The 13,375-nt window shown below is 39.7% G+C and carries 13 protein-coding genes; 6 read left to right on the top strand and 7 right to left on the bottom strand.

Annotation, left to right across the window (positions count from 1 at the left end):
* Positions 1–168 precede the first annotated feature (168 nt).
* The 5 genes from IGI44_RS19940 to IGI44_RS19920 all read left to right on the top strand — a co-directional run bounded on the left by IGI44_RS19940 (position 169) and on the right by IGI44_RS19920 (position 2,373).
* Positions 169–372, top strand: coding sequence for a hypothetical protein (locus IGI44_RS19940; protein WP_438789677.1), 204 nt, complete (start codon positions 169–171; stop codon positions 370–372).
* Between the two features lie 16 nt (positions 373–388).
* Positions 389–622, top strand: a complete 234-nt coding sequence (locus IGI44_RS19935; protein ID WP_438789676.1) for a DUF2922 domain-containing protein — start codon at positions 389–391, stop codon at positions 620–622.
* A gap of 77 nt (positions 623–699) precedes the next feature.
* Positions 700–1,083 (top strand): hypothetical protein, encoded by a 384-nt coding sequence (locus tag IGI44_RS19930; protein ID WP_438789675.1) that lies wholly within the window; start codon positions 700–702, stop codon positions 1,081–1,083.
* Between the two features lie 197 nt (positions 1,084–1,280).
* Positions 1,281–1,841, top strand: coding sequence for a DUF2922 domain-containing protein (locus IGI44_RS19925; RefSeq protein WP_438789674.1), 561 nt, complete (start codon positions 1,281–1,283; stop codon positions 1,839–1,841).
* Positions 1,842–1,941: 100 nt separating this feature from the next.
* Positions 1,942–2,373 (top strand): phage holin family protein, encoded by a 432-nt coding sequence (locus IGI44_RS19920; RefSeq protein ID WP_438789673.1) that lies wholly within the window; start codon positions 1,942–1,944, stop codon positions 2,371–2,373.
* A 194-nt stretch (positions 2,374–2,567) separates the two neighbouring features.
* Here IGI44_RS19920 and IGI44_RS19915 read toward each other — a convergent pair whose 3' ends face one another.
* Complete coding sequence (locus IGI44_RS19915) at positions 2,568–3,770, bottom strand: MFS transporter (RefSeq protein WP_438789672.1); 1,203 nt, start codon at positions 3,768–3,770, stop codon at positions 2,568–2,570.
* A 508-nt stretch (positions 3,771–4,278) separates the two neighbouring features.
* Between IGI44_RS19915 and IGI44_RS19910 the strand changes: the two genes are divergently transcribed.
* A complete protein-coding gene (locus tag IGI44_RS19910; protein WP_438789671.1) occupies positions 4,279–4,731 on the top strand; it encodes a MarR family winged helix-turn-helix transcriptional regulator in 453 nt (150 codons plus the stop codon).
* 598 nt (positions 4,732–5,329) lie between these two features.
* Here IGI44_RS19910 and IGI44_RS19905 read toward each other — a convergent pair.
* The 6 genes from IGI44_RS19905 to IGI44_RS19880 form a co-directional block, all read right to left on the bottom strand.
* The gene (locus IGI44_RS19905; RefSeq protein WP_438789670.1) at positions 5,330–6,199 is read right to left on the bottom strand and encodes an HpcH/HpaI aldolase family protein; all 870 of its coding nucleotides are present in this window, start codon (positions 6,197–6,199) and stop codon (positions 5,330–5,332) included.
* Positions 6,196–7,086 carry an alpha/beta fold hydrolase gene (locus tag IGI44_RS19900; protein WP_438789669.1) on the bottom strand — a complete coding sequence of 297 codons (891 nt, stop codon included), beginning with the start codon at positions 7,084–7,086 and terminating at the stop codon, positions 6,196–6,198. Before IGI44_RS19900 ends, IGI44_RS19905 begins: the two co-directional genes overlap by 4 nt.
* 513 nt (positions 7,087–7,599) lie before the next feature.
* Positions 7,600–9,576 carry a transketolase gene (gene tkt / locus IGI44_RS19895; protein WP_438789668.1) on the bottom strand — a complete coding sequence of 659 codons (1,977 nt, stop codon included), beginning with the start codon at positions 9,574–9,576 and terminating at the stop codon, positions 7,600–7,602.
* A 35-nt stretch (positions 9,577–9,611) separates the two neighbouring features.
* Positions 9,612–10,886, bottom strand: a complete 1,275-nt coding sequence (locus IGI44_RS19890) for a PTS ascorbate transporter subunit IIC (protein ID WP_438789667.1) — start codon at positions 10,884–10,886, stop codon at positions 9,612–9,614.
* A 14-nt stretch (positions 10,887–10,900) separates the two neighbouring features.
* A complete protein-coding gene (locus IGI44_RS19885; RefSeq protein WP_438789666.1) occupies positions 10,901–11,185 on the bottom strand; it encodes a PTS sugar transporter subunit IIB in 285 nt (94 codons plus the stop codon).
* Positions 11,186–11,187: 2 nt separating this feature from the next.
* Positions 11,188–13,251 carry a BglG family transcription antiterminator gene (locus IGI44_RS19880; RefSeq protein ID WP_438789665.1) on the bottom strand — a complete coding sequence of 688 codons (2,064 nt, stop codon included), beginning with the start codon at positions 13,249–13,251 and terminating at the stop codon, positions 11,188–11,190.
* Positions 13,252–13,375 lie beyond the last annotated feature (124 nt).

Raw genomic sequence — 13,375 nt, 5'->3', positions numbered from 1 at the left:
TCACAAAGACAAATCCCGTTCTTATAGGTTTTCACTAAAACAGAGAATGAAAACATCGGCAATTTTGACCCTCAAATGTCATTTTGCCGGTTTTGACCAAGTTTGTGTTTTGCCATTATCGTTAAGTCACCGGCCGGAACAAAAAAACAACACTAGGAGGAATGAAAGATGATTCAAAAAATCGGCAACAAATTACAAGTACAGATCGACGCTGGAGAGGACAAGCTAAGAAAGGTGAACTTCCAAAACGTCATCGATGAACCAGCCGAAGAAGCCGTGCTTGAACTAGGAGATATCTTAAAGGAGCTTTCACCAGAAGGCAGCAATCTAGACGGCGTGATCCTAACCAGTCAATCACGGTACACCAAATAAGGAAGGAGGAATTTAAATGTTAAAACTTGTCGCAACTTTTAGAACGAGTTTGGGGAAAAGCCAAACTTGGAGCATGAACAATCCCAACCCAAATAAAACAGCAAGCGAAGTCAAAAGTTTATTGCAACGTTTAACGGGGATCAAGCTTTTCCACAAAGACGGTGCGGACCTTTTCAACACGGTCGAAAGCGCGAAATATGTGGAAACAACTGAAACCATTCTATTTGATCACACACAGGAACAACCGTAGTATCAGCACTTGACTAAAAAAGAATTAGAGGAGCGGCGGCAAGCTCGCCCGCTTCTCTTATAAGGAGGATAAGATCCATGAATGAACCACTCTTAACGCATCAACAGATTTTTTCACTAAAACCCGAGACATTGGAAGCACGAATCATGACCTATTACCAAGAAACCCAGAATAGCAGCTTAACGATCAAATATATTATGGCATTACGCATCCGCTTTAAACTTGGTGCGCAGGAGTTTGCGAACATTCTCAGCGATCTTGTCCGCTATCTCTTCATGAACACCAAACCAACACGGACCATGAAGCGCTTCTTCTATTATTTTCAGGATTACTTCGCGGCACCTGAATGGAAACAGCTGACGATGAGAGTCTTTCCTTTGAGAAATTTTGGCAAGAAAGTCTTATCTGTCGCGCGTTCACTGGTTTCACTTGTGCGTCCTGAAGAAAATACAGAGCCTTGATAAGAATTACCCTACGCAGAAAATAAATGAGAGGATGCCAGTCCAACTTTTAGCAGTTTACTCGCTAGACTTATCAACCGAATATTTTAGCAAATAAAATTAACGAAAACTAGTTGGATGGTATACGGCTCGAAAATCGAACTTATTTTTCTGGTAAGAAAAATAAATTCGTTGAGCTGAGAAAGGAAAGAAGAAAAATGATTACTGAGTCTACGAAATTGGTCACTACCTTTTTAAACAGTGACCGAAAGAAACACAACTTGACCTATCAGGACGTGGATACAAGCTTGTCGGCCAAAGAGATCAAAGAAGCTTGCGAATTATTGACAACCTTAGACCTTTTTGAACAAGATGGCGTAACCCTATTTGATTCTGTTGTATCGGCAAAATATGTCTCTACAAAAGTAATCACGCTGTTTGACCTGAAACATGAGATTGATGTGGACCAAACTGAACCGTTTAATGAAACCATTTGTGAAGAAGTTGGTTGTTTTGTGGTAGCCGAAACACAACAAAAGAAATCCGAACAAATGCAGCTCCAGCTGCCTGTAGCGATTGTTCCCTTCAGTAAGACCCAATTATCATTAGAGGCTAATAAACCTGTTACGCCTTTAGCAACTACAACTGCATCTGCCAAACGATCCGCTGAGCAGCCAGCGAGGAAAGAAGTCACAGATAAGCAGAGCTTGCTCCAACGGATGTTCAGGCGAAGGAAGCGAAATAAAGAGGACCCAGCAACTCATGATTCTAGTACGTAGCTATTGGCTTTCTCCATTCTATCTCGCGTAGGACACAGACACCTGCGATTGTGATGCCATCGCAGGTGTTGATTATATCTATTGAAAGAAGGTAGTTGAAATGACTCTTTTAGCAATCTTAGCAGGAGGAACGTTCGTCCATTATCTATTCGGCGGAAGTGTCCCACTCATGGGTGTCTTTTTGACAATGGTTGGCTTGGATCTTTTTACCGGTTATGCCAAAACCCTGAAAAACCACACGTGGGTCTCCTCTATCAATCTTTACGGACTATTTACGAAGTTCATCACGTTTTCAACGATCATTTGTGCCGCTGCCTTAGACAAACTTGCACCTGTTGTCGGCATCGTACTGCCTATCAATGTCGCCCTGATTTGGACTGCCCTCTTGATTCTGTACGAGATTGGTTCGATTCTAGAAAACGCCCATGCCTTTGGTTTAAAGATTACATGGCTGCAGAAATGGCTGCGGGTCTTTGAACGAGATGTTGGGAAGGTGCCTGATAAGGATGATCAGGAGAACAATGTACAATAAAAAAGCGTCCATACTGCAAGTGCTGAAGCAACATTGCAGTATGGACTGACTTTGCGTGGGATTTTTTTAAGCTGACTAAATCGCTCGACATTCGGCGTTCATAATAATCAATTAGGATTTGATTTTCTAAATACTTATTCCATCATGAACAATTATACTCAGAGCAGCTAATAAAATGGATTCCTATTATCGTACTAAAATTGTGCTTGATCATTCGGATCGGGAACTGAATTTTTCTTCATAAAATAAATGAAGAAAGTGATAATCGTTAGCACTCCGAAGCTTACCAAGCCGGACCAGTACTGAAATCTCATTGAGGTGATTTCTAAGACGCCCATTAGCCCTGCGTACATGAAAGCTGAAAGAAAACCACCTAAGGACATGCCTGCGTTCACTAGAGACATGGCCATTGGCGTTTTATCAGAAGAAACGGCCCCTCCAACTGCCATCATAATTGAGTTATTAACAAAGAAACTTCCGATGCCTAATAGAAATTCAGCAATCACAAAAGTCAAAAAAGTCATTCCAGTTGCCATCAATATCTGTGAACAGGCTATGATCGCAAATCCAACTGGCAAGCATTTGTACCCGATTGATCCGAAGATTTTTCCAAAGGCAATCCCTGTTACCATTCCCCCTATTGTCATTACGGTAACCGCCGTACCAGCCATAGCAGAGCTTAATCCCATTTGTTTAAAAATTGTCGAAATATTCATTAAGGAAGGATACTGCAAAATTGAAAATATCGTCATCACTGCTGTCCAAATCCAAACAATCGCAGGCATGGATCTAGACGTTTTAGACACATCCGTTTCCGAGCTAACAGCTTCTTGTCTCTCAGGCTCGGGAAGAAAAAGCACTACTATTACCAAAACAAAAAGTGGAATAACATTTAATAAGAAAGGTAGATTCCAACTTATTGACGCTAGAATTCCCCCTAACACAGTGAACAACATTCCACCTACGAATCCCATAACACCATATAATCCCATAATACTTGCTACCTTATCTGGAGCAATCAGGTTAAATATAAGTGCGCCAATCAACGGCATTAGAAGTCCCATACCAATTCCGAACACTGTCATTGCCACAAGGATCATGGTCCAATTCGTCATCCAATACGGACTCACTCCACCGATAGTCATAAGTAATAACGAAATGTATAGGACCGTCTTGTAATTTAAGACTTTTCCAGTGATAGCTCCACCTAAAATTGAGGAAGGAACAGAAACAAGTGATGGAAGCGTTGAAACTAGCATAATTGAAGTAAACGGTACAGTAGGAAATGCCTCACTTATAACTTGGATTGCCGGGGTGGTTGCACTCACTATCATATTTATAAAGCTAAGTGAAAGTATTGCGAATATAATTTTTGACTGGCTTTTATTATTGCTCATTCTCTTCATCCCTTCATTTTTTCAACTGAGTTACGCTGCTTTTGACGATCACAATAACTAAATGGCGGCTACATGAAATAAAGTATTTCCAGTGGGGTAACTATTCAAAAAATTGACTACTAGATGCTCGAGAAGTATCACAAACAAGAATTGGCTTTTCCCAGCCTACGTACTATAAACTTCGAACCTAAAGATTTTCTACAGCACCCTTCCGATCGTAAAGCTAACTATATAAATCTTTACTCTAATGACACAAGTGATGGAGGACTTTTAAGGGTTATATTCTTGTCCTTCTTTCATCAATACTCACCTTAAATGATCAGTAGTATGCCATGCTCTATAGTGCGGTTTGACAGGTTTATTATCCTATGACAACTGCTCTTCTATGACTTCAAAAGCCCTTAAAACTTGAATTATCAACAAATTGACAAGCTTTTCCACCAAGGATACAATGATGAAAGTATTACTATCCAAGATTTGTTAGGATGATAAAAGGAGAGTTGTTATTGTGTTAGAACGTTTATTGGAGCAGCAGGTACGCTATAACAAAGTGCATAAGGAATTAAATGAGTTGTATCACAACGTTGCATTACAGTTTGGGCTCTCGGATGCCTCGTCAACCATCTTATATACTCTGTATGTATCCGAAAAACCCTGTTCGCAAAAGGAACTGTGCGAACAGTGGTCCCTCACAAAAACCACTGTTAACTCTGCCTTACGTAAGTTAATCAAGTCCGAATATGTTGCCTTATCATCGGACCCGACCAATTATAAAGTAAAGCTGGCGAGACTCACAAAAAGTGGCGAAGCTCTCGCAGAAAAGTCCGCTCGGCCATTGTTCGAAGCTGAACTCAAGGCGTTTGAACGCCTGACGGAGGAGGAACAAGAACAGTTGGCGGTAATTTCAAAGAAACATGTTAAATTGTTAAGGGAAGAAATAGGGAATGCTTTCGACAACTAACGCCCTATGATTGCTAGACACTGCTGCTTTATTTGTAGAGGCACCTGTAGTTCATTTGTCTACTAAAATTTGTCCCTCACAATTCTGTTTTTAATTTAATTTCCATTATTTGACAAAGCATCTTGTGCTTTGTTTTTTTCTTCGTCGAACATACGTTAATGCGTAATTGATAGAAAGGTACTTACACTTCCAAATACTTTTTAGGCGTTGGTGATATTTAACCTATGGCTATTAACTCCACTGGCTGTATAAAAACCTTGGAATTTCTATTTATCGTACATGTAACAACCAACATAACTTCTGGTTCTACATTCATTCCATCGTTTTTATTCAGCCTTTCACACGTCAGTACCTTTTTAATTTGTGACAAAAAACGTTAGAAGAAAATCGACTTTGATTTTCTTCTAACAACTATTTTTCTCGACTTTTTGTCCAAATCATCTTAAACTTTTCCACCAACTACGCACTATGCGATTGCCACGGATAGAAAGAATACTTTTTTGGTACCGCTTTCTTTAATAAGCGTAGGAAATTGCATGCTTTTTGTTCGTGAACCTTTTGCTAACTAGCGTTGTTCCCTCACAAAATGCGAGTTACGTTAATCATTCTTCTCTCGTTCAGTAATTACTCGTCTAGCAGCATCTTTTCCAAGATCAATTTCTTTTGGGGTCGATAGTAAGAGACGGTATCCTGCATTGACCACCTCTTCTGCGTTATTTGGAGTCACATTGGCATGCGCAACAGCGATGCCTCGTTCAAGACAAATTTCGAGCACACGAGATTGGCATTCTTGAACATCAGGATGTTGGTGTTGCCCAGGTACTCCGAGCTCTTGGCTTAAATCTGCTGGACCTGTAAGCACCAAACCTATGCCTGGAACTTCGTCAAGAATGGACGGCAAATTTTCTACTCCCATCAGGCTTTCAATCATAATACAAACAATAAGCTCACCCTCTGGGTTAAGAGGCCAGACATCTGCACGCTCATAGTATTCAGCAACGTTGATCCCCCAATAATGCGCAGCTGCATAGGGACCATCTCCTCGAAGACCTTTAGGCTCATGAAGTCCTGCGTTAGACCCTCTGGGATATCGACAAGCAGCAACAGCATTTCTTGCCTCAGCAACTGTATTAATATGTGGCCAAACGATTCCATAAGCACCCATATCAAGAGCTTGTTTAGCATGCCATTGAGAGAACTCTCCACCATTAGAGGGGATTCGAACTAAGGGAGTAACAGACGGTCTCAGATTATCTGATTCAAATACTCGCCGTCTGTTTATTAAGTATTGGAGACTGTCGCGAATACCATTTACATCCCATGGACGATGTTCTGCATCAAGTATCACAGCATCATAATCACTAGTAGATAGAGTAACAGCAGCAGATATATCCAGTGCACTGATGGTACCAAAGACATGAGTCCCTGTCTCAAGCGCTTCAATGATGCCATTTAGACGATTCTTCATCGTAGGTCAGCCACCCAATCGCGGTAGCAATCAGCAAAGGCTTGCTCCTCTTCCCAATATGGGAAATGACCACTCTTTTCAAACACTTCAACTTGAACACCTGGAATCCCTCGGAATAGACCTGCTTTTCCATCAATCGGTTCCCCAGGTTTAGGAAGTGGCGAAACCATAAAATCATACTTGCCATAGGCGATTAATGCAGGGACTTTTAGCTTCTTGAGTGTTTCTATAAATCGAAAATCTGCCCATTTCTCGTTAGATTCAAAAACCGCTTCCATTGTTTTTGACAAAAGAGAGACATCAAACCAATCAGCCATAGAATTATTAGGATCATAGAAATAAATCGGAGATTCAAGCTCAAAGAGACGAACAAGTTTATCAGGCGTATCGAATTTAAAGATTTCTTCTCTCTCCATTGCAGCCTCATTTTCTGTTCGTAAGCGTCGCCGTTCATCGTCCGCATACTTCTCCCAATAATCATTATTTTTTAAAGCATCCAGACTGTTTGGAGTACCAAAGGTGACCAGGCGCAAAACAGATTCTGGGTATTTTGCCGCGTAATGAGCGGCCATGATACCATTTCTCGATTGTCCAAGCGAAATTACTTTTTCAAATCCCAGTATTTTACGTACCTCATCCAGATCATCTGCGATCCGATCAAGGGACCCTACATCGCTTGTATCACCACTTGACCTTGAAGTCCCACGTACTTCGATAAAATTGAATTGGATATTTTTCTTTAGCTCATCTCCAAAAGTTCTCTCAAATGGGGGACTTGATCCAACACATGGAACCAGAGCGGGCTCTCCATGTCCAGAAGTAACCACATGAATTGTTGCGCCATCTGAAAGTGTGACAAATTGCTCAGAAAATGTGTTTTTTTGCATCTCTTTGACTCCTTTTCCCTTTATTTTTAGTCAGTACGATTTCGTACTCACAATTGCATCTTATCAGGTCTATTTCTTTAAGTCAATAACTTTTCCAAGATATTTATCGCTATTTTTTAGCTTTTTTAACAAGAATAATTTTATAAAATGAGTAAACATACAGACTTCAACCCCTTATTAATTGCTCTATTCTCACTAATAAATCTCCTAATAGTTCGTTTCACCTTTAGCATTTTGTTATTAGTTTTGAATAGGAATCGCAGTTGCTACACCACTTTTTTAATGGTGATATTTGAAATAGCTCTTCTAACAATTTTATCGAGAGAACAATGTCCAATAAAAAAGCGTCCATACTGCAAGTGCTGAAGCAACATTGCAGTATGGACTGACTTTGCGTGAAAAAATAGCCGAACGATCAAGCCCTATCGTTATTGATAGAGGCAAAATCGTTCGGCTCTGATTTAATGACTGGTCATTCTTAAGACTTTTTCTTCAGCCTCACCTTGAATCAGACTATTTATTTTTTTCGATTAGTCGTTGAGCTTCTTCAATGATATGATCGACTGTAAAATTGTAATCCTTCAACAAATCTCCAGCAGGAGCGGACTTTCCGAATTGTTCTAAGCCAAATGATGCTCCATTGGCGCCTACATATTTGGACCAGCCAATTGTTGAACCCAACTCAATTGATAACTTGTTATCAACGTTTGTTGGCAGCACGGATTCTTTGTATTCTTCGCTTTGTGCATCAAATAGTTCCCAGCTAGGCAATGAAACAACGTTTACTTTATACTGTTTAAGCTGTTCTTTTGCCAACAATGCCATTTCAACTTCAGAACCACTTGCAATTAGAATTAAATCTGGATTTTCTGAGTCTTTAGATAGGACGTATCCGCCTTTTTCAGCATTTTCGTAATTGACATCCTCAATTACCGGCACATCGTGTCTTCCGAGAGCGATTAGGAATGGACGATCTTTAGATTGGGCTGCCAGTTTCCATGCAACGATTGTTTCGTTAGCATCTGCTGGTCGGTAAACAACTAGATTAGGCATCGCTCTTAAAGAGACTAAGTGTTCTACTGGTTGGTGAGTTGGTCCATCCTGCCCGACTTGTATACTGTCATGGGTCATGATATAAGTCACAGGAACACCCATCAACGCAGAATGACGGATGGCAGAACGCATGTAGTCAGAAAATACTAAGAAAGTTCCACAATATCCTCTTAATCCACCATGCAATGTCAATCCGTTACAAATTGAAGCCATGGCAAATTCACGAACGCCAAAATAGATATTTGGACCTTCATGATTTTCTTCATCCATAAAGGGTAGTCCTTCAATCGTTGTCTTGTTTGAAGAGGCTAAATCGGCAGAGCCGCCGACTAAAATCGGTAAATCTTTGTAAATTCGATTCAACATTTTTCCACTAGCTGTTCTTGTTGCCATTTTTTCTTCTGTAAATGGTGTCAAAGCCGTTTCTGTTACTTCAAATTCCTCATGAATCACTTTTTTCAATTCTGCCGCCAATTCAGGGTACTCATTTGAATATTCGTTCATTAATTCATTCCATTGCATTTCTAGTTTTTCACCATTTATAGCAATTTCATCAAAATTTGTTTTTACATCCTCAGGTACAAAGAAATCGTCATATTCCCAACCGATTGCTTCTTTGATTTTTTTGGCTTCTTCGGCACCGACTGGATTGCTGTGGATCTTCTCAGTCCCCTGCAAGGTTGAGCCGAATCCAATGATTGTTTTTACTTCAATTAGCGTGGGTTTCGTTGTTTCGGCTTGCGCTTCTTTGATTGCTGCGGAAATTTCATCTAAATTATTCCCGTCAGTGACGTAGAGCGTTTGCCAATTCATTGCTCTAAATTTTTCTTGAATATCTTCATGGGCTGATTGCGTTAATGGCCCATCTGACGTAATGTCATTTGAATCATAAAGAACAATTAATTTTCCAAGTCCTAATTTTCCAGCAATAGCGGCTGCCTCTAATGCAACCCCTTCTTCTAAATCACCATCCCCGCATACGGTATAGGTGAAGTGATTTACTACATCAAAGTCCTCTTTATTAAACCGATCTCGTAAATGTGCTTCAGCAATAGCCATCCCCACTGTCATTGAAAAGCCTTGCCCTAATGGTCCTGTTGTTGCTTCTACCCCTGGCGTGTGGAAGACTTCTGGATGTCCAGGTGTCTTACTGTCTAGTTTTCTAAATTGTTTAATATCATCCATCGATAGATCATAACCGGATAAATGCAACAACGAATACAACAGCATCGAACCATGACCCGAAGTTAAAACAAAGCGATCTCGATTAAACCACTTAGGATTTTTAGGATTGTGGTTCATATGATACCTAAATAGTTCATACCCCATAGGTGCTGAACCAAGGGGTGCACCCATGTGACCATGATTGGCATTTTCAACGCTGTCAACAACCAGATTTCTCATAGTAGCAACCGATTTTAGATCAATTTTATTCATTAGATTTCCTCCATTAAATTCGCGATAATTGAAATTTAAAATACACTTTGTAATAATTGTCCGATATAATAGACTAGTAGTCCGACAATGTTAAAGTCTGTTTCTGGGAAAGATGTCCCAGTCAATCCAATATTTTCCATAATTGGGTAAATTAATGCTGGGCCAACAGCAATTAAAATCCCGACAACAAAGGAGCCTACCACGCATCCTTTCCATCCGCCGGTAGCATTACCGAAGACACCTGCGGTTGCGCCAATGAAAAAGTATGGAACTGCTACTGGAATGATTACGATTGTTCCAATTAGCCCCATGATAACCATGGTGACTAATCCACCAGCATAGGCTGCTAAAAAACCAATTACAGTCGCTGTTGGAGCAAATGGAAAGACCACAGGACAATCTAAAGCCGGGCGTGCGTTAGGAATGAGCTTTTCAGAGATCCCAACAAACGCGCTGACGATTTCTCCCAGAAACAGTCGAACTCCAGTAATAATTACATAAAGTGCCGCCGAGAATCCTAATCCTTGGAATAGTGGATAGACTAACCAGTTTACCCCACCAGATAATTCCTCTACTGCCCCTTTTCCCGCTGCAATCGCCGCAATGTAGAAGAAAATAATCATCGTAATTGAGACACCTACCACATAATCCTTAAACATCGTTAACCAGCCGGGTAAGTTTAAATTTTCAGTACTATCTTCCGGTTTTCCGACCTTTGAACCAATCCATCCAGAGAGGGCATAACCGACTGTTACGTAGTGTCCCATCGCCAGTTCATCATCACCAGTGACTTTTCGCATGTATGGTTGGGCAATGGCTGGAAATAACCCTGCACAAATCCCTAAAATGATTCCTCCAAATACGATAGTCAACGAATTGCTCATTCCTAGCGCTTTGAACATAATTGTCAATAAAGCGGCTAAATAAAGATTGTGCTGTCCTGTTAAAAAGATATATTTTAATGGCGTAAACTTAGCAACTAGTAAATTGCACAAAAACCCAATCAACATGACTAATGAAACCGTAGTACCGAACTTATCTTGAGCTAAAGCAGTTACCGCCTCAGCTAATGGCAGAACTCCCTTCAACCCAAAGCCTTCCGCAAACAACGCTTGAAAACTATCTAAGGAAGTCACTGCTGCTGCCGATCCAACGCCAAAAACTAAGAACCCAACAATTGTTTTTAATGTACCTGAAATGACTTTATCCGCAGGTTGCTTCTGCAGTAACAGCCCGGTTAAGGCAATAATACCAACTAAAATTGGTGCCGAAGCGAGCAAGTCAAACACCACTACCTTTAATACTTCCATTGTTTTTCCCCCTTTTATGACTCCTGACTATCAAAAAATGCCTGCAATTTCGTCTCGATTTCCTTTTTGTCCATCAAATTATTGATCCCGATAATATATGGAACCTGCCCTTTTAATTCATCTGCTACATCAGCCATTGTGATCAATACGTCTCCTTTAAAGCTTTTCACATCATCTAAAGTGCTGTGCTGTACCTCTAATGGAAACGACTTGGCTCTCACCACTTGATCCACTTTGATTTTCAGCATCATACTTGACCCCATTCCTGTTCTACAGGCAATCAATGCTTTTTTTATCATTCCTACATCCTCTCTTTCTCAAAACGTTTGATATACGCGATAATCTCTTCCGGATCTGTAGCATTATCCAATACCTGATAGAAGCTTTCCTGATCCAGCAATTCTGCTAGCTCCGACATGGCGGTTAAATGAGTCTGATTATCCAAGGCGCTTAAACCAAAAACATATTTCACTGGATCATTTTCCTTGTTACCAAAAACTACAGGTGTCTTTAAGGTAGAAATACTAATCCCGATTCTTCTCGCCCCTTCTTCAGGTCGGGCATGTGGTAGAGCTACATGTTTGGTAATGACAATGTAGGGGCCGGTTTCTTTCGTTGTCTGAATCATTCCATCAATATAGCTAGGCGTGGCAACCCCTGTACTGACTAAAACATCTGTAGACTTACGGATTGCTTCCTCCCAGTTCGTAGCCTCTACCTGTAGTTTTACAAGATCCTTATTGGTAATTTCACTTAACAACGGATACTCACCTCCTTCTTCGATGATGATTCTAGAATGATTGACATCTGCTTGAATAAGCAGCTCATTTTCAATTTTTTCATATTGTTCTCTCGTTACATACTTTTTCACTACCTTAAGTGTCTCCGCGAGTTTTGAGTCTAGTAACGATTCATCGTTTAAAATTTCATACACACGTCCAATCAACTCAAATTTTTCTTTTGATGTCATAATTGGATTTACGACAATAAATGGAATTTTCATACTCAACATGTCCGTGGTGATCGTCGTCGTAAAAACAATATCAAAACTTTCAAAAGCTATTTTTCTGCGAAAATCTCGCACGATAAACTCTATGCTAGGAAATAAGGACTCTAATTCTTTTTGTAAAATGATTGATGTGCCAATGCCGTTTGGACACAAAATCAATCCCCGATTTCTCTTTACGTGCTCTTCCTGTTCGTCAAAAGCGGATGCAGCAAAATGAACAGTTAAAAAAGCAATTTCATCTGTTGGCAGCTCTCTATCAAATAGCGGTTGTAAAGGCCGAATTGCTTCATTAACTAGGGCATACATTTCTGGATACTCTTCTTGTATTTTGTTCGCTAAAGGATTAACGATAGGTAAGTGATAAAATATCCGATAATAGCTAGGTCTAAAATGCTCATACAACCTGCGAGTAACAGCATCCTTATCTAAGAAGCGAATACCTGACAAGCTCTCGAATCGTGCAATTAATCGTTGAATGATTTTTACGATCATTGGTTGATCTGACGTTCTATTATCGATATTTCCAGCTGACAATCCTAAAATCCAGGCAGAAATATAGAGGATATTCTCTGGTAATTCTATTTGAAAAAAATTACAGACATGAAGACTAAACTGATACTCATTCGATTGATGATCGATAAAATCACTAACCATCTTCTGAGGTCGTTCATATTTAAATCGCTGACTCAAAAGAATGAAGCAATAGGTAAATTCTTTGAGTTTGTTTTCAAAAAAAGAAATATTATTTTTTTCGCTCGCTTCTAAGATTTTGTCTTCAATTTCCGAGTAATCAATATCTAATTGTTTTTTTAAGAAACTTTCTAGAAAAAGTTCTCCATTGTCCTGATGCAGAAAGTTAATTACCGTGTTCATTACCAAATACCTTATATCTGCTTCATCGCCCTGTAAAAAATACCCTTTTGTTCGAGTGTATCCAACGTTGATATCATTTTTTTGGAGCCTTCGTTTCACCTCCTTCAGATCATTTACAACAGTTGATCGACTACTATCCAACATTAAAATTAAGTGGTCCAACGACAAATAATCCAATGAACAAGAAAGCGTTAGTAAGATCATTAATTGTCGATTTTCCTTCGAATGATACACATCCGAAAAAAATTCCATTTTCAGTAAATAATTTTGTAAGAATTTTTGAACGGTATGATTTAAAATGAGTTCACTGCTCGAGACCTTAACCAACTCTTGATTGCCTTCAGCTAGCAGTTCATTTATCTTTTTTATAGAATAAGTAATCTGCCTCCTTGTTAGTAAAAATTTTCTTTCTAATTCTGCTGTACTTCTTTGATTTCTAAAAGCAATCTCATGAAGAATAGATAAATCTTGACTATCAATCATTTCCCTCAGCTCCTACCTAGAATATAATGGCTGCGTTTACATCCTTCAATCGCTATTCAATTCATCTTTTGTTCTCCCCCTTAACAAAAATTAATCCGTTCAAGAAAACCTATAGCCTATTAGG

The organism is Enterococcus sp. DIV0756 (assembly GCF_051710745.1).
Lineage (GTDB): Bacteria > Bacillota > Bacilli > Lactobacillales > Enterococcaceae > Enterococcus_A.
The sequence above is the reverse complement of the archived record's forward strand: the minus strand, read 5'-3'. Positions and strand labels throughout refer to the sequence as shown.

Excerpts from the sequence above, each read along its gene's own strand:
- IGI44_RS19940 (WP_438789677.1), top strand. The coding sequence starts at position 169 with ATGATTCAAAAAATCGGCAACAAATTACAAGTACAGATCGACGCTGGA.
- IGI44_RS19935 (WP_438789676.1), top strand. The coding sequence starts at position 389 with ATGTTAAAACTTGTCGCAACTTTTAGAACGAGTTTGGGGAAAAGCCAA.
- IGI44_RS19930 (WP_438789675.1), top strand. The coding sequence starts at position 700 with ATGAATGAACCACTCTTAACGCATCAACAGATTTTTTCACTAAAACCC.
- IGI44_RS19925 (WP_438789674.1), top strand. The coding sequence starts at position 1,281 with ATGATTACTGAGTCTACGAAATTGGTCACTACCTTTTTAAACAGTGAC.
- IGI44_RS19920 (WP_438789673.1), top strand. The coding sequence starts at position 1,942 with ATGACTCTTTTAGCAATCTTAGCAGGAGGAACGTTCGTCCATTATCTA.
- IGI44_RS19915 (WP_438789672.1), bottom strand. The coding sequence starts at position 3,770 with ATGAGCAATAATAAAAGCCAGTCAAAAATTATATTCGCAATACTTTCA.
- IGI44_RS19905 (WP_438789670.1), bottom strand. The coding sequence starts at position 6,199 with ATGAAGAATCGTCTAAATGGCATCATTGAAGCGCTTGAGACAGGGACT.
- IGI44_RS19900 (WP_438789669.1), bottom strand. The coding sequence starts at position 7,086 with ATGCAAAAAAACACATTTTCTGAGCAATTTGTCACACTTTCAGATGGC.
- tkt (WP_438789668.1), bottom strand. The coding sequence starts at position 9,576 with ATGAATAAAATTGATCTAAAATCGGTTGCTACTATGAGAAATCTGGTT.
- IGI44_RS19890 (WP_438789667.1), bottom strand. The coding sequence starts at position 10,886 with ATGGAAGTATTAAAGGTAGTGGTGTTTGACTTGCTCGCTTCGGCACCA.
- IGI44_RS19885 (WP_438789666.1), bottom strand. The coding sequence starts at position 11,185 with ATGATAAAAAAAGCATTGATTGCCTGTAGAACAGGAATGGGGTCAAGT.
- IGI44_RS19880 (WP_438789665.1), bottom strand. The coding sequence starts at position 13,251 with ATGATTGATAGTCAAGATTTATCTATTCTTCATGAGATTGCTTTTAGA.